The sequence below is a fragment of the Microbacterium sp. MF43 genome, assembly GCF_012847295.1.
Taxonomy (GTDB): domain Bacteria; phylum Actinomycetota; class Actinomycetes; order Actinomycetales; family Microbacteriaceae; genus Microbacterium.
The window spans coordinates 611,797-635,172 of record NZ_JABBDY010000002.1 but is presented as its reverse complement, the minus strand read 5'-3'; the positions used below and the strand labels follow the sequence as shown (position 1 = coordinate 635,172).

Sequence of the window (23,376 nt, the reverse complement as noted above, 5' to 3'; positions counted from 1 at the left end):
GACGAAGGGGGGGGCGGCTCGGGTGAGCCGCCCGCCTTCGTCGACGGTGTCGAGGACTACTCGACGAGGTACTGCTCGGCAGCGCCCACGAGCAGGTCGTAGAAGCGCTGCGCCTGATCTTCGGTGAACGTGCCCTGGCTGCTCTCGACGGTCGACGAGACGAATGCCTCCTCGGCCGCCTCGCCGGCCAGCAGCAGTCCCTCACCCGAGGCGATGAGCATGTCGTCGGTGTAGAACTCGCTGACGAGCTCCTCGGTGACGCTGGGCTCGATCTCCTGCATGAGCGCGAGCACGCCGGGCTTGACGACCGCGAGGTACGCCGCCTCGTCGTACGTTCCGGTCGGCGTCTCCTCGGAGCCCTCGTCGGTCGTCTCCTCCTCGTCGGGAGCCGCCTCCTCGGACACGCTCACCTCGGGGTCGGTGCCGGTGCTGGAGGAGCCGGCCATCGACAGGCCGATCCACACGAAGGCGACGGTCAGCGCCGCCACCCACAGGAAGCCGCCGAGCACCGACACGGCGATCGCGCCGATGCCCAGTCCCTTGCCGCCCTGCTTCTTGCTCACGAGCGTGACGATGCCGAGCACGAGCGCGACGAGCAGCAGCAGGCCGCCGACGAGCGCGAGAGCGAGCGAGCCCCACGCGAGCGGGAGGAACGCCGCGCTGACGAGCACGACGCCGCCGATCGCGAGGCCGAGCGAGGCCCACGCGAGACCGCGGGGTCGGTCGGCGCCCGAGCCAGCCGGAGCGTCGGCGACGGGCGCCGCGTAGGCAGGTGCGCCATAGGCGGGCGCGCCGTAGGGCGCCGGCGCGCCGACCGGCTGGCCGGCGGGCTGACCCTGCACGGGCTGCCCGGCCATCCCGTAGGCCTCGGTCGGCTGCGCGTCCGCAGGGGGGTAGACGGCCGTGGGCTGCTCGACGGGCGCGTAGGCCTCGGTCGCCTGCGCATCGACGGGCGCGTAGGCCTCGGTCGGCTGCGCGTCAGCGGGCACGTTCGGAGCGGATGCCTCGGCGGCAGAGTCCGCCGCGGGAGCGCCTTCCGGCTTGGGTTCGGTGGGCTCCGTGGGTGAAGTCATGGGGTTCCTTGCTGTGGAAATGGACGCGCGGGAACCAGGACGCGCCCCCGCGGCATCCCCACCCTATCTATGCTGGGGTCGTGAACAAGGGCACTGTCTGGACCGTCATCGGCGTGATCGCCGCGATCGTCATCGCGTGGATCCTCGTGGACGTGCTCTTCTCGGTGCTGTGGTTCATCGTGAAGCTCGTCGTCGTCGCGGTGGTGGCGCTCATCGTGTTCGCGGTGCTCCGCAGCGTCTTCTCGCGCTCCCGCCGCTCGCCGTGACGGTCTACACCCCGTAGTCGGCCAGGATCCGGTCCCGCAGCCGGTGGCTGCAGGCGGTGACCGTGGCGCGCCAGTCCGTGATCGCGTCGTCCTGCGCACGGTCGGAGACGGCTTTCAGGACCCGGATCGGCACACCGAAGCGGTGGGCGACCCAGATGTAGGCGTACGTCTCCATGTCGACGAGTCCGGCGCCGAGCGGGCGGATCACCGATACGGCTTCGGCGTCGTCGACGAAGTGGTCGCCCGTCGCGATCGTGACGCCCTCGCGGCCGACCTCGACGCGCGGAGGCAGCGAGACGTGCTGACCGACGATGCCGTCGATGTCGGTGACATCGTGCTGGATCGCCGCCTCGATCTCGTAGAGGTCGGCGTCGAGGAGGGGATCGATCGCGCCGGCCGTGCCGACGACGACGATCTCGTCGTACTCGGCGGCGTCGAGCGCCCGCGTGAGGGCGTAGGTCGCCTGCAGCTTGCCGGGGCCGGTGACGAGCCGGTCGAATCCGGGGAGTTCGGCAGGGAAGGCGACGAGTTCGGCATCGAGGGCAGCGACGAGGAGCTTCACCGGTCCATTCTCCCCGTCTCCGGCTGAGAGAATGCGTCACCGCAGCGCAAGGGGTCCGAGCACCTCGCCGCGCCACTCCCGCACCCACCGCTCGCGGGACCGGCGGAACTCCGCGCGTGTCGAGAACCGGTACCGGTAGGCCACGGCGCGCACCCAGCGCGGACGCTCGCCGCCGAACGGGTCGCGTGCGAGGAGGCGCAGGGTCGGGGCATCCGCCTGCAGCAGCCGCACCAGGAACACCGTGAACCAGTCGTCCAGCGATCGACCGAGCGGAAGGAACCACATGAGCCAGTCGAGCCGGAGGTGGTAGGGCGCGAACAGGCGGGGGATGCGGCGCACGTCGGTCGGCTTGCCCTTGAACTCGTACGCGCGCCAGGTCGCGGCATCCGGATCCTCCTCCGCCGTCCCCTCCACCACGATCTCGATGCGCTGCTTCGTCACCGTGCCGAACGCGCCGTAGGCGTTCGCGAGCTGCCAGCGGTTGAAGCTCGCGTTCATGAGCTGGCGGTGCGCGAAGAGATTCTTCAGCGCCGGCCCGCTGAGCACCAGGTAGAGCACGCCGACCGCGCAGGTCACCAGCAGCCACGGCAGCGGGATCGCGTCGACGATCCACGGCGGCTCGCTCGTCGCGTCCTGCGACGGTGCTCCGATCCCGGGCAGTCCGATCGCCGAGAACGCCAGCACCACCGTCGCCCAGTTCAGCCACGCGAAGTTGCCCGTCACGATGAGCCAGAGCTGGGTCGCGATGATGATCGCGGCGGCGACGGCGCCCGCGATCGCAGGTCCCGGCCCGGGCACCACGAGCCCGAGGAGCGGCGCGAACAGGAACCACGGCACGACGAGCTGCGCGACGTGGTTCCCGACCACCTCGAGCTTGTGGAACCACCGCGGCAGCAGGTGCGCCTGCCGGCTCAGCGGCCCCGGCATGGGCTGGGTCTCGTGGTGGTACGTGAGGGCGGTGAGGTCGCGCCACTCGCGGCCGCCGCGGATCTTGATCATGCCCGCGCCGAACTCCAGCCGGAACACCAGCCACCACAACAGCACGATGACCACGGTCGCCGGAGGCTCTGCATCCGACCCGAGGAACGCGGCCAGGAACCCCGCCTCGAGCAGCAGCATCTCCCACCCGAAGCCGTAGAACGTCTGACCGATGCTGACGATCGACATGTACCCCAGCCACAGGAGGAGAAAGCACACCATCGGCGTCCACGGGGTGAGCAGCTGAGGGATGCCGCACACGAGCGCGGCCGAGACCGCGATGCCCGCCCAGCACAGCGCCACGAGGCGGCGGTCCGTGTAGGTGACGAAGTGGAAGAGGGTCGGTCGCAGCATCCGCTGTCCGCGCTGCGAGCGCCTCGCCCACGACAGCAGCTCGGGCGCCGGGAGGAGGCCGTGCTCGCCGAGGAGGGGACGGAACTGATTCAGCGTGGAGACGAATGCGACGAGGAACAGCGCGGCGATGCCCCGCTGCAGCACCTGCCGCGCGAACTCGAAGTCGACTGCCGCGAAGCCGTCCACGGCCCCATCCTGGCACCGACCGGGCGTCCTGAGGATGCCGTTGCCCGACCCTCGGGAAACGGGTAGCGCGCGGCGGCTTCCTCATCCGCAGCTGCCGCGGCAGGATGAAGAAGCGGAGACGCCGCGGGAAGAGGTGGACCATGCAATCGGTACTGCTCGACACCCCCTCGGGGATCACGGCGCGGCTCGGATGGGATCCGCAGCTCGCCGAGCACGACCGCAAGCGGGTCCTCGCGCGCGAGCTCGTCGCCGCCCAGCTCGGCGTCGATGAGAAGTCGGTGCGCGTCGAACGGGAGGCGCCGGGCCAGTTCGGCTTCCACACGCAGCTCATCGCCGAGGTCGACGGCCAGGAGGTGCCACTGCGGATCCGCAACGCGAACTTCCGCGCCGCGACGGTCGTCGCCGTCGCCGACCCGGCGGTGCCGCTCGGCCTCGACCTGCGGGACTCGCACCCCGACGACGCGACCCTGCGCCAGATGCAACGGCACTCGCACCTGCCCGACGAGAACGACCTCCCGAAGCTCCTCGCCCACTGGACGCGCGTGCAGGCGGTGCGCGACGCCGACGGCCGAGGCGCCCGCGTCGCCGCCGATCACGTGCGCCTCGACAGCCCGCTCACCAAGGGATGGATCCCCGACCGCCGCGTGTACTACCAGCTCGCCGACCTTTCACGCGACAGCTGGGTGATCACGCTCGCCTACGGCGCGGCGCCGGCCTGAGCGGCCGGATTCGAGCGGATGCCTCGGCCGAGGCATCCGTCGTCACTCCTCGACGAGCTCGGGGAGGGCAGCCTTCAGCTCGGCGATCCACGCGTTGGCGTTGCCGTCCGACGGAGCGCGCCAGTCGCCGCGCGGCGAGAGGGAACCCGCCGGTGAGACCTTGGGACCGTTCGGGATGGCCGATCGCTTGAACTGCGCGAAGGCGAAGTACCGCCGCAGGAACACCTGCAGCCACTTCGCCACCGTGGGCAGGTCGTAGGAGTAGCGGTCCTCGTCGGGGAAGCCGGGCGGCCACGCCCCGGCGTCCTTGTCGGCCCAGGCCTGCGACGCCAGGAAGGCGATCTTGGACGGGCGGAACCCGAAGCGCAGCACGTGGTACAGCGCGAAGTCGTGCAGCGCATAGGGGCCGATGCGGTCCTCGGTGGACTGCATCTTGCCGTCCTGTCCGGCCGGCACGAGCTCGGGGCTGATCTCGGTGTCGAAGACGGACTGCAGCACCGCGGCTTCGGCGTCGTCGACGCCCTCGCGATGCGAGATCACCCACCGGATGACGTGCTGGATGAGGGTCTTGGGCACGCCGGCGTTCACGGCGTAGTGACTCATGTGGTCGCCGACGCCGTACGTGGCCCAGCCGAGGGCGAGCTCCGACAGGTCGGACGTGCCGATGACCATGCCGCCGTGCTGATTGGCCAGGCGGAAGAGGAAGTCGGTGCGGATCCCCGCCTGCACGTTCTCGAACGTCACGTCGTGCACCGGCTCGCCCTCGGCGAAGGCGTGCCCGATGCCCTCGAGGATCTCGGTCGCCGCAGGACGGATGTCGATCGTCTCGATCGAGGCTCCGACCGACTCGGCGAGGGCGATGGCGTTGGACTTCGTGTGCTCGCTCGTCGCGAAACCGGGCATCGTGTAGGCGAGGATGTCGCTGCGTGGCCGGCCCATCCGGTCCATCGCGCGCGCGACGACGAGCAGCGCATGCGTCGAGTCGAGTCCGCCGCTCACCCCGATCACGGGCTTGGGGCGGCCGATCGCCTCCATGCGCTGCACGAGGCCCGAGACCTGGATGTTGAACGCCTCGTAGCAGTCCTGGGCGAGACGGGCGGGGTCGTCGGGCACGAACGGGAAGCGATCGAGCGTGCGGCGCAGGCCGACATCGGCGGCAGGCGGCTCGAGCTCGAAGTGCACCGTGCGGAACTGCGGATCGTAGGTGCGGCGGTTGTCGTCGAAAGTGCCCTGACGCAGCCGGTCCTGACGCAGCCGGTCGAGGTCGACGTCGGCGACGGACCGCCGCGGACCGTCGGGGAAGCGCTCGGTCTCGGCGAGCAGGGTGCCGCTCTCGTAGATCATGGTCTGGCCGTCCCACGACAGATCGTTCGTGGACTCGCCCATGCCGGCGGCGGCATACGCGTAGACGGCGAGGCAGCGCAGCGACTGCGACTGGCACAGGTCCTTGCGGTCCTCGGCGCGGGCGATCGTGATGGGGCTCCCGCTCAGGTTGAGAAGGACGGTCGCTCCGGCCAGGGCGGCCGGGGCGGACGGAGGGATCGGCACCCACACGTCCTCGCACACCTCGGCGTGCACCACCAGCCCGGGAACGTCGAGCGCCTCGAACAGCAGGTCGGGGCCGAACGGCGCCTCGAGCTCGCCGATGCGGATGTCCTGGCCGAACTGGTCGTCGCCGGGCGCGAACCATCGGCGCTCGTAGAACTCGCGGTAGTTCGGCAGGTACGACTTGGGCGCGACGCCGAGGAGCTCTCCGCGGTGGATGACCACAGCGCAGTTGTAGAGGCGGTTCCGATGCCGCAGCGGCGCACCCACCACGAGTACGGGGAACAGGTCGGCGGATGCCTCGACGAGCCGTTCGACAGCGGCCTCGACGGCGTCCAGCACCGGGTCCTGCATGACGAGGTCCTCGATGGAGTAGCCCGTGAGGCACAGCTCGGGGAAGAGAGCGACCGCGACGGCGTCGGCGTCGCACTCCCGCGCCGTCGCGAGCACCGCGTCGGCGTTCGCGGCCGGATCGGCGATGGCGATCGGGATCGTGCAGGCCGCGACGCGGGCGAACCCGTGCCGGTACGCGCTCTCGAAGGGGAGGCTCATGCTCCCATCCTGGCAGGCGTCGTCCCGCGGCGCCGAGGGCAGGGGTTGTCGGATGCCGCGGCTAGGGTCGTGGAGGAAAGGCGGGCATGCGATACATCGAAGACGAAGGCCGGATCGTCTGGAGCGCGAGCGACCTCAAGGCGGCGGCCGAGTGCGAGTTCGCGTGGCTTCGCGCCATCGACGCCAAGCTCGGGAGAGTCGAGGCGGTCGAAGAACCCGAAGACCTCACGCTCGAGCGAGCCGGACGCCTCGGCACCGCGCACGAGCGCACGGTTCTCGCCGCCTACGTCGAGCGGTTCGGTCGCGGGGTCGTCGAGATCCCCGAGACGCGGTCGTCGGATGCCCCGGCCCTCGCCGACGCCGTCGCGCTCACGAACGCCGCGCTGGCGTCGGACGCCGAGGTCGTCTACCAGGCCGCCTTCGCGACCGCCGACTTCGTGGGCTTCGCCGATTTCCTCGTGCGCGATGCCGACCGCCGGTGGATCGTGCAGGACACCAAGCTCGCTCGCCACGCCCGCGTGACCGCGCTCATGCAGCTCGCCGCGTACGTCGATCAGCTGGATCGGCTGAGCGTGCCCCGGGCCGGTCGCGTCGAGCTGCTGCTCGGCGACGGCACCGTGAGCGAGCACGAAGTCGACGACCTGCTCCCCGTCTTCGCGCTGCGGCGCCGCCGGCTGGCGGCGCTCATCGCCGACCGACACGTCGAGCTGCGCGGCGCCGGCGAGGCCATCGCGTGGGGCGACGCTCGCGGCGAGCTCGACGTCATGGCGTGCGGGCGGTGCGCCACGTGCGACGCCGAGGTCGTGGCATCGCGCGACCTGCTCCTCGTCGCGGGGATGCGGCCCGTGCAGCGCGCGCGCCTGCGCGAGGCCGGCGTGCTCACGATCGACGCGCTCGCCGTCGCGCCCGCCGGTCCGGCGGGAATGAATCCCGACACGTTCGGGATGCTGCGGACGCAGGCGCGGCTCCAGCTCGAGAGCCCGGCGGGCACTCCGCCCCTGGTCCTGCCTCCCGAGAAGCACGACGCCCCGCCGGTGCCGACCTACCGCGTCGTCGCGCCGACGGCACTGGGCGCTCTGCCGCGGCCCGACCACGGCGATCTGTTCTTCGATTTCGAAGGAGATCCTCTGCACACCGAGCCGAACCCGCCGGGCCGCGAGGGCGAGCCGACGCAGTGGGGCATCGACTACCTCTTCGGGTGGGTCGACTCGCGCGAGGAGTACACCGCCCTCTGGGCGCACTCCTTCGCGGACGAGAAGCGGGCACTCGAGACGTTCCTCGACATCGTGAACCTGCGGCGCGCGCAGTTCCCGGGCATGCACATCTACCACTACGCGCCGTATGAGCCGACGCACCTGCTCGCGATGGCGGCGCGGCACGGCGTGCGCGAGGCCGACGTCGACCGGCTCCTCCGCGACGGCGTCTTCGTCGACCTGTATCCCATCGTGCGGCGCGCGCTGCGCGTCGGATCGCGGTCGTACTCGATCAAGAAGCTCGAGCCCCTGTACATGGGCGCCGAGGTGCGCACGAGCGACGTGCAGAAGGGCGACGACTCGATCGTGCGCTACGTCGAGGCGCGCGCGCTCGAGGCAGACGGCGACGAAGGCGGTGCCCGGGCGATCCTCGACGATCTCGCCGACTACAACCGATACGACTGCGTGTCGACTCGGCGCCTGCGTGACTGGCTCGTCGATCGTGCCCGAGAGACCGGCATGCGCCCGTCGCCGAACCCCGAGCCCGACGAGCGGGCCTACGAACCGTCGCCGCGCGCGGTGATGCTCGAGAAGCTCGCCAGGGAGCACCACGCCGGCTCGGCCGACGCCCAGTCGCTGCGGCTCGGCGCCGCCGCCATCGACTACTACCCGCGCGAGGCCAAGACGTTCTGGGCCACGCACTTCCTGAGGCTGCGCGAGCCGGTCTCGTTGTGGGAAGACACACGCGACGTCGTCGTGATCGATCCCGCACGCAGCCGGGTCGTCGAGGACTGGCACTTCGCCGAGAGCGGCCGAGGCGGCGAGCGGCGCACGATCGAGCTGCGCGGCGAGCTCGCGCCGGGAACGCGGCTGAGCGTCGGAGCGAACCCGTTCGCATTGTACGAGCTGCCCGCGCCGTATCCGTTCGAGGCATCCGTCCGATGGATCCACTCGTACCGCACGATCACCGTCCTCGAGGTGCTCGACGACGGTGCCATCGTCGAAGAGACGGCCGTCGACGGCGTCACCTGGTCGCGACTGCCGCTGGCCCTGACGCCCGTCGCGCCGCCGTCAGCCGGCAACCAGCAGTCGGCGATCGACGCGTGGGCCGACGCCGTCATCGACGCCGCACCCCAGCTGCCGGCCGACCCGGCGACCGACGTCCTGTGCCGACGCCCGCCGCGCACGAGGGCGGGTCGGCTCCCTCCGTCGACGGGCGACGACGTCGACGCCATCGTGCGGGCCGTGCTCGACCTCGATCGCAGCTACCTGGCCGTGCAGGGGCCGCCGGGAACAGGCAAGACCTATGTCGGCTCGCACGTGATCGCACGGCTCGTGCGGGAGCACGGCTTCAAGGTCGGCGTGGTCGCCCAGGGGCACGCGACCGTGGAGCAGCTGCTCAACCGCGTGGTCGCCGCGGGCGTTCCGCCGCAGGCTGTGGCGAAAGCGCCCAAAGACGTCGAGGCCGACCGGGCGTTCACGGCGATCCCGAAGAACGGCGTCGCGGCGTTCACGGCCGAGCATGCCCAGGCGGGGTTCGTCGTCGGGGGCACCGCGTGGGACTTCAGCCACCAGGGGCGCATCCCGCGCGGGAGCCTCGATCTGCTGGTGATCGACGAGGCCGGCCAGTTCTCGCTCGCCTCCACCGTGGCGGTCTCGGTCGCCTCGCCGCGCCTGCTCCTGCTGGGCGATCCTCAGCAGCTCCCGCAGGTGAGCCAGGGCACGCATCCCGAGCCGGTCGACACGTCGGCCCTCGGCTGGGTGATGGACGGCGCCGATGTGATCCCGCCGGAGTACGGCTACTTCCTGGCTCGCACCCGCCGCATGCATCCCGACGTGGCCGAGCCGGTGTCGCACCTGTCGTACCGCGGCCGGCTCGAGGCCCACCCGTCGACGACGCTGCGGCGCATCGACGGCGTCGCCACGGGTCTCGTGCCCGTCCCGGTCCGCCACCGCGGCAATGCGACCCGTTCGCCCGAAGAGGCGGCCGCCGTCGTCGATCTGGTCCGCGACCTCGTCGGGCGCGCGTGGACCGACGTCGACGTCGACGACACCGACACAGCGACGGTGTGCCCGCAGCGTCCTCTGGAAGCCCGGGACATCATCGTCGTCACGCCGTACAACGCGCAGCAGGTCGCCGTCGAGGAAGCGCTGACGGCTGCGGGCTTCGCCGACGTGCCGGTCGGCACGGTCGACAAGTTCCAGGGTCAGGAGGCAGCGGTCGCGATCGTGTCGCTCGCCGCCTCGTCGGGGCGAGACGCCCCGCGCGGTCTCGAGTTCCTGCTCCTTCGCAACCGCCTGAACGTGGCCGTTTCGCGGGCGAAGCACACCGCATACCTGGTGTACTCGCCCGCGCTGCTCGACGATCTGCCCTGGACGCCGGAAGGGGTCGCCCGTCTGAGCGGATTCGCCCGGCTCGTCCGGGCCGGATGACGCCCGCGTAGACTCGCGCTCACGGCGAAGAGGAGGCGGCGATGGCCGACGAAGCACCCCGGCAATTCGAGATCGACCTGCCCCCCGAGCACATCGGCGGCGCGTACGCCGACTTCGCGAACGTGTGGCACACGCCCACCGTGTTCGTGATGGATTTCCTCACGCTCGCGCAGCCGCCTCGAGAGCAGGTCGACCCCGAGACGGGGGAGCGGCACACGATCGTGCCGGCGCGCGTCGTCAGCCGCATCCGGATTCCTCCGGAGCAGGTGTTCGAACTAGCGAAAGCGCTTACCCAGCAGCTGGAGTTCTGGGAGCAGGAAACCGGCCGCCGCAACCCGCAGGACCCTCTCCTCGACACGTGATCCCGGGTCACTAAACGCCGCTCGCGGGCCTGTCAACCCCGTCGGCCCAATTCGTTTCAGCCCGTACCGTGGAACCTGCGTCGGATAGGCGCGGGTGCGGCATTCGTTCGGCGAGGGGCGGGTGCCGCACCGTCTTCTTCCGGCGCTCCCGGGCGGCGCTCGCCCCGCTGCGGTGGCTCCGGGGCGATCCGCGACGCGGGCGTCGGAGGGACCAGGTCTCGTCAGACCGTGCCGTACAGGCGGTCGCCTGCGTCACCGAGACCGGGCACGATGTACCCCTTCTCGTTGAGACGCTCGTCGAGTGCTCCGAGGACCAGTGTGACATCGCGGCCATCGACCTGCTTCTCGATCGCGGCAACGCCTTCGGGGGCCCCGAGGAGGCAGATCGCCGTGACGTCCTGGGCTCCTCGTGCGAAGAGGAAGTCGATGGCCGCCCCGAGGGATCCACCCGTGGCGAGCATCGGATCGAGCACGAAGCACTGGCGGTCGCTGAGGTCGTCGGGCAGACGCTCGGCGTAGGTCGACGGCTCGAGGGTCTCCTCGTTGCGCACCATGCCGAGGAATCCGACCTCGGCGGTCGGGATGAGCTTGACCATGCCCTCGAGCATGCCGAGTCCTGCGCGCAGGATCGGCACGACGAGCGGTCGCGGCTCGCTGATCTTCACCCCGGTCGTGGTGGTGACCGGCGTCTGGATCTCGATCGGCGACACCTGCACGTGGCGGGTGGCCTCGTACGCCAGGAGCGTGACCAGTTCCTCGGTGAGCTGGCGGAAGACCGGCGACGGGGTGCGGTGGTCGCGCAGCACCGTGAGCTTGTGGGTGATGAGCGGGTGGTCGGCGACGTGCAGGCGCATAAGGACAGGTTAGTGCGTGTGCGGCGCGTGCCCCGGGGGGAGTTCGCGCGCGGGCGCCCGCGACGTACGCTCGTGTCGTGAACTTCGACCCCGCCGACCTCGACGCGATGGCGCGCGCGCTGGTCCTCGCCCGCGTGGCGGGGGAGGCGGGCGACGTTCCGGTGGGGGCCCTGGTGACGGATGCCTCGGGGAGGGTCATCGGCGAGGGACGCAATCTGCGCGAGCGCACCCACGACCCCACCGCGCACGCCGAGGTGGTGGCGCTGCGCGAGGCCGCCCTCGCCCTCGGATCGTGGAACCTCGAAGGGTGCACGCTCGTGGTGACCATGGAGCCGTGCATCATGTGCGCGGGTGCCGTGCTGCAGTCGCGGATCTCCCGGCTGGTCTTCGGCGCGTGGGATGAGAAGGCCGGTGCCGCGGGGTCGGTGTACGACGTCGTGCGCGACCGCCGCCTGCCTCACCGCGTAGAGGTCGTCGCCGGTGTGCGGGAGGGCGAGGCATCCGCTCTCCTTCGCGACTTCTTCGACGCCCGCCGCTGACGCGCGATCCGGGGGCTGACGGCCGCATGCCGGGGGGTCAGCCCCCTGCCCGCCGCCCGCGCCCCGGGCCTAGCGTGAGCCGCGTGACCCGCCTCATCGAACCTGTCCGCAGCGCACCGGCCACGCGCCACCGTGGTCGCGTCGCCGCGCGCATCGGCTGGACGTTCGTCCTGCTCACGGCTCTGGCCGTGGTCGCCTTCTCGGCCGCCCCGTACTTCACCGCGACGCTGCGCGATCTGGCCGGCGCGGAGGTCGGCCTCGCCCCGACGTATGCCGACGCGTCAGCGTTCGTGCAGGCGGCCTTCTACGCGCACGTCGCCGGCGGCGCGATCGCCCTCGTCGGCGGTGCGCTCCAGTTCTGGCGCGGACTGCGGGAGCGGCTGCCGCAGGTGCATCGCTGGATCGGCCGGGCATACCTGCTGGGCGTCGCTGTCGGCGGCTTCGGCGGTCTCGTCATCGCGCCGTCCAGTCCCGCCGGCTATGTCGGCCTCTTCGGCTTCGGCGCGCTCGCGGTGCTGTGGCTCGGGACCGCATGGCGGGCGTACCGTGCGATCCGCCGGCGCGACGTGCCGAGCCACCAGGCGTGGATGATCCGCAACTACGCCCTGACCTACGCCGGTGTGACGCTGCGCCTCTGGCTGCCGCTGCTCCTCCTCGCGCCGCTCGTGCTGGGGCGCCCGTGGGAGTTCGACGCCGCGTTCGCGAACGCGTATGCCGCCGTGCCGTTCCTCTGCTGGCTGCCGAACCTCGTCGTCGCCGAGTGGCTCATCCGGCGGCGAGGACTGCCCTCGTACCGGCTGCCCGTGGGGCGCGCCTGACGCGCAGCGCGGGGATCAGCGCGGCAGGTGCGGCAGCACCTCGTTCCCGAGGTACTCCACGTGCCCGACATCCTGCAGGTCGAGCAGCTGCAGATACACGCGGTCGGCGCCGAGCGCGGCGAGCCGCCCGACCTTCGCCACGATCTCGTCCCGGGTTCCGACGATGTTGACGTCTCCCCGCAGCTCGTCGACCGTGCGGCCGATGCGGAGCGCGCGTCGGTCGAGCTCGGCGGCGGATGCCCCGGCAAGCGTCGGGAGCGCGACCGAGAGCCGCAGCGTCGCGGGGTCACGGCCGATCCGCTCGCACGCGGCGCGCACGCCGGCGAACTTCTCGGCGATCTCGTGCTCGGAACGGAATCCGATATTGAACTCGGTCGCGAACCGCGCCGCGAGCTCGGGGGTACGTCGCGGCCCCGCGCCGCCGACGATCACCGGCACGCGCTTCTGCACCGGGCGCGGCAGGGGTGGGGCATCCGTCAACGTGTAGTGCGCGCCCGCGAAGCTGAAGTGCTCGTCTTCGGGCGTCGACCACAGGCCCGTCACGATCGCGAGCTGCTCCTCGAGGAGCCCGAAGCGCTTCGCGGGGAACGGGATGCCGTAGGCGCGGTGCTCGCGCTCGAACCACCCCGTGCCCAGGCCCAGTTCGGCACGTCCCCCCGACATGGCATCGACCTGCGCGACCTGGATCGCGAGGATGCCGGGGTGGCGGTACGTCACCGACGACACGAGCGTCCCGAGGCGGATGCGCGAGGTCTCACGCGCGAGGCCCGCCAGTGTCGTCCACGCATCGGTCGGGCCGGGATACGGGTCGCCGTCGCCCATGTGAAGGTAGTGGTCCGATCGGAAGAAGCCGTCGAACCCGAGCCGCTCGGCCGCCTGGGCGAACGCCAGCTGGTCGTCGTAGCCGGCGCCCTGCTGCGGCTCGGTGAAGACGCAGTACTGCATGCTGTCAGTCCACCGACCGGATGACGAAGTCCTCGGTCGGAGGCGTCGGGTCGTCGCCCGGCCGGTAGATGTCGGGTTCGAAGTAGATGACACGTGCCGTCGGAACGGCCTCGCGCACGCGCGTCTCGATCCGGTCGATGTCGGAGGCGACGGCGGCGAGCGGTCGATCCGAGGCGAAGCCGAGCTTTGCCGCCACGAGCAGCTCGTCGGGGCCGAGGTAGAGCGTCTTGATGTGGATGAGCTTCTCGATCTCGCCCCCGTGAGTGATCGCGTCGACGATCCGGTCGTGGTCGGACTCGGTCGCGCCCTCGCCGACGAGGAGGCTCTTGGTCTCGATGCCGAGCGTGATGGCGACGAGGATCAGCAGCGTGCCGATCATGAGCGTGCCGATGGCGTCGAAGAGCGGGTTGTGCGTCAGCCAGGTCATGCCGACGCCGAACAGGGCGAATACGAGGCCGAGGAGGGCGGCGATGTCTTCGAGCAGCACAACGGGCAGCTCGGGCGCCTTGGCATGGCGCACGAAGGACACCCACGATTGGCCGCGAGCCCGCACGAGGTTGCTCTCCCTGACAGCGGTCCGCAGCGAGAACGACTCGAGCGCGATCGCGATGACGAGCACGATGATCGGCACCCAGTAGTTGGTGATCTCGTGCGGATGCGTCAGCTTCTCGATGCCCTCGTAGATCGAGAACAGGCCGCCGACCGAGAACAGGATGATCGACACGACGAACGCGTACACGTACCGCTCGCGGCCGTAGCCGAACGGGTGCTCGCGATCCGCGCGCTTCTTGGCGCGGCGGCCGCCCAGCAGCAGCAGAAGCTGGTTGCCGGAGTCGGCCACGGAGTGGATCGCCTCGGCGAGCATCGACGCCGAGCCGGAGATGATCCATGCGACGAACTTCGCGAGGGCGATGCCCATGTTGGCCAGGAACGCCGCGATGATCGCCTTGCCGCCGCCGGAAGCACTCATGCGATGAGTCTACGGACGCGCGCGTTCCGTCCGTGGGGGAGTTGACGCCAGGTCAATCCGACGATCGCAGGATGATGGCCTCGGTCGGCGGAGCAGGGTGGGCCGACGGACCGACATATCCGATCACCGTGAGCAGGGCGTGACGGAACTCCGCCGGCCGCTCGAGGTGGGCGGAGTGACCGACACCGTCGAGGCTGACCTCGGTGACCTCGCCGCCGGCCGCGGAGTAGCGGGCGAGGACGTCCCGCGTCTGCGACACCATCTCCTGCGGCGGCGCGACGTCGTCGCCCGGCCAGCCCGGCACGATGCCGAGCTTTCCGAGGTTGTTGAAGTCGTAGAACGACGCATCCGACACGATCGCGTCGGCGGTGCCGTGCACCCACAGGATCGGGGGCTTCTCGGGCAGGTCGACGATGCCCGAGACGTCGAAGTACTTCGGCGCCATCGTGTTCAGCACACCGATCGCGCCGGCGCCGAAGCCGGGCCAGTTCTCACTGGTGACCGAGTCGCCGGGGTAGTTGCCGGTCGCGGTCGAGGTGGTGAGCATCGACGCCACCCACACGTCTTCGTGCTCGCTCCGGTAATCGGGCGCGACGTAGCCGGAACGGAAGACGCTCCGCGGCGACGTCGCCGCCTCGTCCGTCTCGTCGTGGTCGATCAGCCGCTGCACGAAGTCGGGATTCGCGCCGCCGCCGCCGCAGCCGGCGTCGTCGTCGGTGAGCCGCGATCCGTCACGGCGCGTGCCCCCGAAACCGTAGGGCGACACCGGCGACTGCAGCGTGAGGCTCAGCGTGGGGTGGTCGAGCGCGTACTGCATGATGACGCCGCCCCCCATCGACCAGCCCACGAAGTGCGCGGTGGGGATGTCGAGCGCCGTGAGCAGCGCATGAACGTCGTCACTGAAGTCGCGCACGCCGCGCGTCGCATCGACGGGGGCGTGCTCGGTGTCACCGAAGCCGCGGAGGTCGATCGCGATCACTCGCAGGTCGCTGGGGAGGTCCTCCATCAGCTCCTGCCAGAAGAGCGACGACGACACGTTGCCGTGGATGAGCACGACCGTGCGCTCGGGTGGCGTCGCCGGGTCGTCGGCGGTGCGCTCGAGGATGCTGACGTTCAGGCGGGGCGTCTCGATGACGCGTGCCGCGATGCCGTCGAAGAGGGTCATTCCGGGGCCTCCCACAGTCCACGCGGAGGCGCCCTCGCCCCCGATCTCACGATGATAGCGCCGCCGCGCGTCGTCGACGGGCCACCCGGAGCACCGCCGCTCCGGCCAGGAGCAGCAGAGCCGCCACGGCCACCGCGATGGCCGGCACGGCACCGGTCGGCGCAAGCGCAGGACCGGCGGCCGGGCCGGGAGTCAGCGGACCCGTACCGGGATCCTCCGTCGCGTTGACCGTGATCGTGAACGAGTCGCTCACCACCGCGAAGAGCACGATGTCATCGGGCGTCGAGTCGGTCGCGGTGCAGGTGACCGTGGTGACGCCGATGGGGTACACGTCGCCCGATGCGTGGTCGCATTCCACCGTCACCGGCGGGATGCCGCCGCTGGCGGTCGGCGCGTCGAAGGTCACCACCGCGCCCGGTTCTCCCGGCGGCGCGTCGACGACGATGTCATCGGGGACATCGATCGTCAGCGGGGTCTCGTCGACGTCGGTGATCTCGATGTCGATGAAGCGGGTGTGCGAGCGCTCGCCGCCGGTGCCGGAGTTGCCGTTGTCGTCGATCTCGAGCACGAGCCGCGCCGTGCCCGTGGCGCCTGCGGCAGGGGTGAAGACCACGCTCGCGAGGGCGGTGTTGACTTCGGCGAGAGTGCCGGTGAACGTGTCGGACGCGACTCCCACGCCGGCGGGCCAGGTGAAGGTGCCGTCCGCCGTGACGGTGGTGCCGTCGATCGCGGCGACGTCGATCTCGATGTCCATCGTCCCGCCGCCCACGTCGGGGTCGGCGACCGACGCGGGGATCCCCAGTGGCGTGTCCATCGGGGTCGTCGCCGTCGCGGCGAGGGTGAGCACCGGCGGATCGTTGACCTCGGGATCGGGGTCGCCGTCGGAGGCGATCGTGACGAGCGTGAAGGCGGTGTCGCTCAGCACTCCGCCCGTGCCGGTGTTGCCCTGGTCGTCGAGCTCGATCACCAGCCTGGCGACGCCGGTCTGGCCGGGCCCGGGTGTGAAGATGAGCGCGGAGAGGGCGGAGTTCACCTCGGCGAGCGTGCCCACGAACAGGTCGCTCGTGACATCGCTGCCGTGCGGCCACGTGAAGGTGCCGCCGGCCGTCACACTTCCGCCGATGGCCGAGACGTCGATCTCGATCTCCATCGTCCCGGCGCCGACATCCGGATCGGATCCCGACGCCGGCACCGCGACCGGTGTGTTCGGCGGCGTCGAGGCGGTGGCGGTCACCGTCAGCACGGGCGGATCGTTCGCGATCGGATCTCCGAGGGTCACGGTCACGGTGTTGTCGGTGCTCGTCGACGCTTCGTTCGCGTTGCCCGCGAGGTCGACGGCGACGCCGGCGGGGATCGTGGCGGTCAGGATGCCGCCGCTCGTGTGCCCGGTGACCGAGACGCTGTACGTCTGCGGGTCGACCGGCACGATGGTCGCGGCGACGGTGCCGCTTCCGGTGAACGCGAGGTCGACGTCGGCGGGAGCGTCGAAGCCTGTCACGTTCTCGTCGAACACCGCGGTGAACACGACGGGATCGAGGGTGGTCGCGGGGTCGATCTGTCCCACTGCCTGATCGATGGCGACCGTCGGAGGAACGTCGTCGGGGTCGTCGATCGCGATCGTGACGGTGTTGTCGGTGCTGGTGGATGCCGCGCTCGGGTTGGCTGCGGCATCCTGTGCCGCCCCCGACGGGATGCTCGCGGTCAGGACTCCGCCGCTCGTCATCCCCGACACCGACACCGTGTAGACCTCGCTGTCGACGGCGACGATGGTCGCCACCGGTGTTCCCGTGCCGGTGAAGGTCACGTCGACGTCTCCGGCGCTGTCGAACCCTGTCACCGGTTCGTCGAAATCCGCGGTGAAGAGCACCGGCGCGAGGGTCGTCGCCGGGTCGGGCTGTGCGACCGCCTGATCGATCGTGACGGATGGGTCCGTCGTGTCGGGGAGCGGGTCGTCGTCGTCGATCGTGACGACGGCCGAGGCATCCGTCATCGTGACCTGATAACCGGGCGGGTCCGTCACGGGGGCGGCCGCCGTCAGCAGGTAGGTCTCGTCGGGCTGTTCGTACTCGGCGTCCTGGATCGCATCGACGGGGATGTCGACCGTTCCCGCCCCCGCAGGCACCGTCACCACGACGTCGGTCAGGGCGGTGTAGTCCGCTCCCGCGACGGCGTCAGGGCCGTCGGCGGTCGAGACCGTGAGGTCGAAGCCGGGGTGGTCGGCGGGTGAGACGGTCGCCGTGACGGCCCCGGTCGACCCCTCGGGAACGGTCTCGTCGGCGAGGGAGACCTCGAGTTCCTGGCCGTCGCCGACCTGCACTTGCACGAGCTCGACCGCCGGTGCGTCGTTGGTGTCGACGTCGAACCCGAAGAAGGGCACCTCGATCCCCTCGGGCGGGTCGCCGAGGTACTGCAGCGGGAGGCCGTTGTTGCCGATGTCGGTCACGAGGAACCGCACATCGCACAGGGTGTCGGCGAGCGGCGTCATCGTCGCCGGATCCGTGACAGCGGCGAAGGTGATCTCGTCGAGGTGGTAGTTCAGCCAGTCGAGATCGTCGGTCACGCCGGCGAACGCGGTCGCGTACTCGTTCGGGTTGCCCGTGGCGAAGGGCAGGGCCTCGACGTCATCGGGGATCACCGCGAGGAACGCGTCGACGATCGTCTGGCGCCACGCCGGGTCCATCGCGGGGTCGAGGTCGAGGGCGTACGCGATGACCTCCTCGAGGTCGTCGCGCAGCGCCATTCCGCTCGCTCCCTGGAAATGGAAGTATCCGCACGACGCCCACGCAACGACGATGAACTCCTCGCCGGGGCCGTCGAGGGTGCCGTCGCCGTCGGGCTCGTCGTTGTCGTCGTCGGTGACCTCCCACGCCGCGGGTGGCGCGAGCACCACCTCGTCCCCGGGTGCGACGGCGTAGACCGTCGACGGCACCGCGACCGCCGGGAAGTCATTGAGGTCCTGCACGCGGATGTCGACGGATTGCGTGAGCGAGCCCGCCCCCGATCCCGGCACGATATCCACCGACAGCGTCTCGGGGTTCGAGCCGTCGTAGAAGTAGTCGGCGTCGGGTGTGTAGCGCAGCAGGTCGAGCGCAGCGTTCACCTGATCCGTCGTGCCGATCACGGCTGTCGCGAGGGCGGGGAGATCATCGTCGGAGTCCATGTCGCGCACGAGTGCGCCGCCGGGCAGCTCATAGACGACGTCGTCGTTCGTGCCGTCGTTCTCGGCGTCGTACTCGATGCGGGTCGGGGCCGTCGTGAAGTCGAGGAGACCGTGGGTCACGTCGAGCTGAACCGCGGTGCATCCGGTGAGGTCGTAGTCTTCGCCGAAGACGCAATCGGTCTCCTCCGACACGACCTCGATCTTGCGCAGGTCCTGCGAGATGAGGTCGGTCGAGTCGTCGAACAGCAGCACGCCGTCGGGCACGACCGGGAACGGGATCGGTGCGGGAAGCGGGCCGGCGGCGTTCGGCAGAAGGTACAGCCGCGTCGGGGCGTCGACGAACTCGACGTCCGCGTACGCCGGCGCGGCGACCGCGAGCGCCGCGACGACCCCGGCGGCGGCTCCGAGGGCCAGGAGACGGATGCCCCGGCCGCCGCCGCGTCCGAGCGGCGGCGCGCCACGCCGCTGCTCGATCGACGGTGCACTCTCGTCGCGCGTGCGACCCATGGCCGACCCCCGGGGCTCGGGCGCGCCCGTCCCCCACGGATCGCGCCGGCTGGCACACATGCTCCCAGCAGACGCGATCCGCCGTCAATGGGTCACGCGCCCGCCGGCGGCTGTCCGGTGTAGAACGCGAAGGTGTTGTCTGCGGCGCGCTGCGCGGATTCCGGGTCAGCGCCGAATGCGGCGTGAGCGTGCGCCCAGGCGTCGGCGGCGCCGCGGTAGAACGCGCGTCCCTCGTCGGTCGCGGCCCACGCCTCGGCCTCCGCCGGGCTCGGACCGTCGCCCGCGCCGCCGAGGTGGAGAGACAGACCCAGAAGGCCGCCGTCCCAGCCGACGCCGGTCGCTCCGGGGCCGAACTGGTCCCAGAATCCCGGTGGGATGTCGCCGACGCGCGCGATGTGGGTCAGTTCGAAGCGCGTCGCGCCGTCGTCCTCGGCCACGAGCCGCACGCTGAGCCACGTCACTCCGCCGCCGTACTCCCAGGTCGCGCGATAGTGCGCGGTGCCGTTCGCGGGAGCTGCGCACTCGAGGACCTCGCCCCCCGCGTTGCCCTCGATCTGGTACCGCCCACCCAGGCGCAGGTCGCCGGAGATCGGCTGGAACCATCGCGCGATGCGGTCGGGGCTGGTCAGGGCGTCCCAGACGTCGTCGATCGGTGACGGATACGTCTGGGCGAGGGTCTGCACGTGCGTGGGTGCGCCGTCGATCTCGCGGGCCTGGACGTCGCGGCTCACCGCGTCCAGCTGTCGTCGTACGTCGACCATGGTCATTCCTCCTGGTGCTCCGGTGGGTCTGTCTGCTGCTCAGAGGAGTCCTCGCCGGCTCCTGCTTCGGCTTCCGTTTCGGCCGCGAGCCGCCGCTGCCGGCGTCCGCGTGCGAGTTCGGTGCCGAGCGCGTCGAGGTGCGGCTGCCAGAACCGTCGGAACGGGTCGAACCAGGCGGCCGCCGCCGAGAGCGGCTCGGGGTCGATGGCGTAGAGGCGTCGCGTGCCTGCGGGGCGCACCGTCGCGAAGCCGGCGTCCCGCAGCACCCGCAGGTGCTGGGACACCGCCGGCTGCGAGATGCCGAACTCGCGCTGCACGACATCGCCGATCTCGCCGGCGCTGCGCTCGCCGTCCGCGAGGAGCTCAAGGATACGTCGCCTCACCGGATCGCCGAGGATGTCGAGCGCGTGCACAGCGCAATGCTTGCACGGCTACTTATATAAGTCAAGACCGATAGATGAGCGAATCTAGGATGGCGCCATGACCGATCCTTCTGTGCTTCCTCCCGTCGCCATCCTCGGAGCCGGCTCCATGGGCGGTGCGATCCTCCACGGCCTCGTCCGCTCGGGGCTCGCCGCCGGAGGGGTGACGGTCACCAACCGCACGTCCGACAAGGCGCGGTTGCTTGCCGAACTCGACGGTGTCACGAGCATCGCCCTCGAGGAGCAGAGGTCGGGGAACACGGATGCCGCGGCAGCCGCCGACATCGTCCTGATCGGGGTCAAGCCCGCCATGGTCCCCGACCTGCTGCGCGAGATCGCTCCGGTAGTGCGGCCGGGCACCATCGTGGTGAGCCTTGCCGCCGGCGTCACCATCGCGACGTTCGAGTCGATTCTCGGAGGCGATGTCGCCGTCCTGAGGTCGATGCCGAACACGCCGTCCTTGGTGGGCAAGGGCGTCACCGGTCTGGCGGCAGGCTCCCGCGCCGATGCCGCGGCCGTCGCGGTCGTTCGCCGCCTGTTCGAGACGGTGGGCACGGTGATCGAGGTGCCGGAGGCGCAGATCGATCCGCTGTCGACGATCTCGGGCTCGGGCCCGGCGTACTTCTTCCTCGTCGTGGAGGAGTTCACCAGGGCTGCGATCGGGCAGGGGTTCGGTGAAAAGGAGGCGCGCGTCATGGCCGAGCAGACGTTCATCGGTGCTGCGGCGCTGCTCGAGGCATCCGGAGACGACCCGGCCGAGCTGCGCCGGAAGGTGACCAGCCCCAAGGGGACGACCGAGCGGGCGATCGCCGTCCTCCGCGACGCGCGGCTCGACGAGACGTTCGCCGCAGCCACCGCCGCCGCGCTCGCCCGCGCGAAGGAACTTGCCGCCGGCGCGTGAGGTGCGGGGCCGCGTCCGCTAGCGGTCGAGGGCGGCGAAGCGCTCGATGTCGGAGTTCGTGCCCGAGACGATGATCAGGTCGTGGTTGGTGACGACGGTCGCCGCCTCGGCGTAGCGGAACGGCTTGCCCGGGCTCTTCACGCCCACGACGGTGACGTTGTACTTGGTGCGCACACCGGACTCGTTGAGGCCGACGCCGCGGATGAACTTCGGCGGGTACATCTTTGCGAGCACGAAGTCGTCGTCGAAGCGGATGAAGTCGAGCATGCGCCCGCTCACCAGGTGGGCGACGCGCTCGCCGGCTTCACGCTCCGGGTAGATGACGTGGTTCGCCCCCACTCGGGCCAGGATCTTGCCGTGCGACTGCGAGACCGCCTTCGCCCAGATCTGCGGCACCTTGAGGTCGACGAGGTTCGCGGTGATGAGGACGGATGCCTCGATCGACGAGCCCACGGCGACGACGGCGACCTGGAAGTCCTGGGCGCCGATCTGCTTCAGCGCATCGATGTTGCGAGCATCCGCCTGGACGGTGTGGGTGACGCGCTCGGACCACTTCTGGACGAGCTCGAGGTTGTCGTCGATCGCGAGCACCTCGCGATCCAGGCGGTCGAGCTCGCCGGCGCACGCAGCACCGAAGCGCCCGAGTCCGATCACGAGGACCGGGGCGTCGCTGCGGATCCGTTCAACCAACGATGGGCCTTTCCACGGGCAGCGAGTAGAGCTGCGAACGGGATGACGCGGCCACGGCCGCGGCGAGTGTCACTGTACCAACGCGACCCATGATGATCGTGATGCCCATGACGTAGATGGCGCTGTCGGGTAGCTCCGCGGTGAGCCCCGTGGACAGTCCCACCGTGGCGAACCCCGAGATGACGTCGAAGAGGACGTCGCCGAGATCGGCCTTCGTGATCTGCGTGATGATGATCGTCGAGACCGCGACGATCGTCGCGCCCCACGCCACCACGGAGAGGGCGACGCGCAGGACGTCGCTCGGGATGCGGCGGCCGAAGACCTGGTTCGAGGCTCGGCCTTTCGCCTCCGACCACACGGCCAAGGCGATCACGGCGAGCGTCGTGACCTTGATGCCACCGGCCGTCGACGCCGACCCGCCTCCCACGAACATCAGCATGCAGCCCACCAGCAGGCTGGACTGATTCAGTTCGCCGATGTCGAGGATCGCGAAGCCGCCCGACCGGGTCATCGCCGAGAGGAAGAACGCCTGGAACGTTGTGTCCCACGCGTCTGCGCGTCCCAGGGTGAGGAGGTTGTCGTACTCCAGGATGAGGAACGCCACACCGCCCGCGAAGAACAGAGCCACGGTGGTGATCAGGGTGAGCTTCGTGTGCAGCGACCACTTGCGCACGTGCCACAAGTGCCTGCGAAGCGTATAGATCACGGGGAATCCGATGGAGCCGAGGAAGACGCCCATCATGAGGACACTGAGGAAGAAGTAGTCGTTCGCGAACGGCGTCAGACCCTCGGCGTTGGGGGTGAAGCCCGTGTTGGTGAACGCCATCGCGGCGTAGAAGGGCGCCTCCCAGAGCGCCACCTGCCACGGCACTCCAGCGACGATGAGCCCGGGGAAGAGAAGGATCGCGACGATCGCCTCGATGACGAGGGTCGAGAGGGCGACCGTCGCCAGCAGCGCGCCGATCTGCCCGAGCTGCACCGTCTGGCCCTCGTTGACGGGACCGCCGTGGGTGCGCAGCGGATTCGAATCGCTCGCGGCGATGAGCTTCGCACGCAGGCCCAGCCGGCGCGAGATGACGAGGCCGAGGATCGACGCCAGCGTGAGCACGCCGAGTGCGCCGATCTGCACGCCGATGAACACCAGGACGTGACCGAACGGCGACCAGTAGGTCGCCATGTCGACGGTCGCGAGGCCCGTGACGCAGATCGTCGAGACGGCGGTGAAGAACGCGTCGGCGAACGGGGTCACCTGGCCATCGGCCGCGGCGATGGGGAGTGAGAAGAGACCCGTGAAGATCAGGATCAGCGAGAGGAAGATGATGATCGCGAACCGGGCGGGGGAGCGCTGGGTGAGTTCGCGGAAGAACTCCATCACCGCATGGCCGAGCGCATGCAGGCGGCGTCCGCCGACGACACGCCAG

20 protein-coding genes are annotated in these 23,376 nt (G+C 70.5%); 7 read left to right on the top strand and 13 right to left on the bottom strand.

What is annotated here, in order from left to right:
* Positions 1-56: 56 nt before the first annotated feature.
* On the bottom strand, positions 57-1,073 hold the full coding sequence (locus HF323_RS07335; protein ID WP_169581903.1) for a hypothetical protein: 1,017 nt from the start codon (positions 1,071-1,073) through the stop codon (positions 57-59).
* Between the two features lie 80 nt (positions 1,074-1,153).
* Between HF323_RS07335 and HF323_RS07330 the strand changes: the two genes are divergently transcribed.
* A complete protein-coding gene (locus HF323_RS07330; RefSeq protein WP_169581902.1) occupies positions 1,154-1,339 on the top strand; it encodes a hypothetical protein in 186 nt (61 codons plus the stop codon).
* A gap of 4 nt (positions 1,340-1,343) precedes the next feature.
* Here the strand turns inward: HF323_RS07330 and HF323_RS07325 are convergent, their stop codons facing one another.
* Together HF323_RS07325 and HF323_RS07320 are read right to left on the bottom strand one after the other, a co-directional pair.
* The gene (locus HF323_RS07325) at positions 1,344-1,901 is read right to left on the bottom strand and encodes a nucleoside phosphorylase (protein ID WP_169581901.1); all 558 of its coding nucleotides are present in this window, start codon (positions 1,899-1,901) and stop codon (positions 1,344-1,346) included.
* Positions 1,902-1,937: 36 nt separating this feature from the next.
* Positions 1,938-3,419, bottom strand: coding sequence for a lipase maturation factor family protein (locus HF323_RS07320; RefSeq protein WP_169581900.1), 1,482 nt, complete (start codon positions 3,417-3,419; stop codon positions 1,938-1,940).
* Positions 3,420-3,559: 140 nt separating this feature from the next.
* On the opposite strand from HF323_RS07320, the gene HF323_RS07315 reads away from it, so the two are divergent.
* Entirely contained in the window at positions 3,560-4,138 is a 579-nt protein-coding gene (locus HF323_RS07315) for a hypothetical protein (protein WP_188241662.1), read from the top strand.
* Between the two features lie 42 nt (positions 4,139-4,180).
* On the opposite strand, the gene HF323_RS07310 is transcribed toward HF323_RS07315, so the two are convergent.
* Positions 4,181-6,235, bottom strand: a complete 2,055-nt coding sequence (locus tag HF323_RS07310; RefSeq protein ID WP_169581898.1) for an NAD(+) synthase — start codon at positions 6,233-6,235, stop codon at positions 4,181-4,183.
* A gap of 86 nt (positions 6,236-6,321) precedes the next feature.
* Between HF323_RS07310 and HF323_RS07305 the strand changes: the two genes are divergently transcribed.
* Both HF323_RS07305 and HF323_RS07300 read left to right on the top strand, forming a co-directional pair.
* Positions 6,322-9,861, top strand: coding sequence for a bifunctional RecB family nuclease/DEAD/DEAH box helicase (locus tag HF323_RS07305; protein WP_169581897.1), 3,540 nt, complete (start codon positions 6,322-6,324; stop codon positions 9,859-9,861).
* 41 nt (positions 9,862-9,902) lie between these two features.
* Positions 9,903-10,223, top strand: a complete 321-nt coding sequence (locus HF323_RS07300; protein WP_169581896.1) for a DUF3467 domain-containing protein — start codon at positions 9,903-9,905, stop codon at positions 10,221-10,223.
* A 221-nt stretch (positions 10,224-10,444) separates the two neighbouring features.
* Here HF323_RS07300 and upp read toward each other — a convergent pair whose 3' ends face one another.
* The gene (gene upp, locus HF323_RS07295; protein WP_169581895.1) at positions 10,445-11,077 is read right to left on the bottom strand and encodes a uracil phosphoribosyltransferase; all 633 of its coding nucleotides are present in this window, start codon (positions 11,075-11,077) and stop codon (positions 10,445-10,447) included.
* A gap of 107 nt (positions 11,078-11,184) precedes the next feature.
* Between upp and tadA the strand changes: the two genes are divergently transcribed.
* Both tadA and HF323_RS07285 read left to right on the top strand, forming a co-directional pair.
* Positions 11,185-11,616: a tRNA adenosine(34) deaminase TadA gene (gene tadA, locus HF323_RS07290; RefSeq protein WP_169582151.1), complete on the top strand. Its 432-nt coding sequence runs from the start codon at positions 11,185-11,187 to the stop codon at positions 11,614-11,616.
* A gap of 83 nt (positions 11,617-11,699) precedes the next feature.
* A complete protein-coding gene (locus tag HF323_RS07285) occupies positions 11,700-12,434 on the top strand; it encodes a DUF2306 domain-containing protein (RefSeq protein ID WP_169581894.1) in 735 nt (244 codons plus the stop codon).
* 15 nt (positions 12,435-12,449) lie between these two features.
* Here the strand turns inward: HF323_RS07285 and HF323_RS07280 are convergent, their stop codons facing one another.
* From HF323_RS07280 to HF323_RS07255, 6 genes are all read right to left on the bottom strand, one after another.
* A complete protein-coding gene (locus HF323_RS07280) occupies positions 12,450-13,379 on the bottom strand; it encodes an LLM class F420-dependent oxidoreductase (protein ID WP_169581893.1) in 930 nt (309 codons plus the stop codon).
* 4 nt (positions 13,380-13,383) lie between these two features.
* Positions 13,384-14,349 carry a cation diffusion facilitator family transporter gene (locus tag HF323_RS07275; protein ID WP_169581892.1) on the bottom strand — a complete coding sequence of 322 codons (966 nt, stop codon included), beginning with the start codon at positions 14,347-14,349 and terminating at the stop codon, positions 13,384-13,386.
* Between the two features lie 52 nt (positions 14,350-14,401).
* Complete coding sequence (locus tag HF323_RS07270) at positions 14,402-15,514, bottom strand: alpha/beta hydrolase (protein WP_169581891.1); 1,113 nt, start codon at positions 15,512-15,514, stop codon at positions 14,402-14,404.
* Between the two features lie 46 nt (positions 15,515-15,560).
* Positions 15,561-19,181 (bottom strand): HYR domain-containing protein, encoded by a 3,621-nt coding sequence (locus tag HF323_RS07265; protein ID WP_169581890.1) that lies wholly within the window; start codon positions 19,179-19,181, stop codon positions 15,561-15,563.
* A 92-nt stretch (positions 19,182-19,273) separates the two neighbouring features.
* The gene (locus HF323_RS07260) at positions 19,274-19,942 is read right to left on the bottom strand and encodes an SRPBCC domain-containing protein (protein WP_169581889.1); all 669 of its coding nucleotides are present in this window, start codon (positions 19,940-19,942) and stop codon (positions 19,274-19,276) included.
* A gap of 2 nt (positions 19,943-19,944) precedes the next feature.
* Positions 19,945-20,355 (bottom strand): metalloregulator ArsR/SmtB family transcription factor, encoded by a 411-nt coding sequence (locus HF323_RS07255; RefSeq protein WP_317451023.1) that lies wholly within the window; start codon positions 20,353-20,355, stop codon positions 19,945-19,947.
* 67 nt (positions 20,356-20,422) lie between these two features.
* Here HF323_RS07255 and proC point away from each other — a divergent pair, with 67 nt between their 5' ends.
* Positions 20,423-21,265, top strand: a complete 843-nt coding sequence (gene proC / locus HF323_RS07250; protein ID WP_169581888.1) for a pyrroline-5-carboxylate reductase — start codon at positions 20,423-20,425, stop codon at positions 21,263-21,265.
* A gap of 18 nt (positions 21,266-21,283) precedes the next feature.
* On the opposite strand, the gene HF323_RS07245 is transcribed toward proC, so the two are convergent.
* The gene (locus tag HF323_RS07245) at positions 21,284-21,955 is read right to left on the bottom strand and encodes a TrkA family potassium uptake protein (RefSeq protein WP_169581887.1); all 672 of its coding nucleotides are present in this window, start codon (positions 21,953-21,955) and stop codon (positions 21,284-21,286) included.
* Positions 21,948-23,327 carry a potassium transporter TrkG gene (locus HF323_RS07240; RefSeq protein WP_223169266.1) on the bottom strand — a complete coding sequence of 460 codons (1,380 nt, stop codon included), beginning with the start codon at positions 23,325-23,327 and terminating at the stop codon, positions 21,948-21,950. Before HF323_RS07240 ends, HF323_RS07245 begins: the two co-directional genes overlap by 8 nt.
* Between the last annotated feature and the right edge of the window lie 49 nt (positions 23,328-23,376).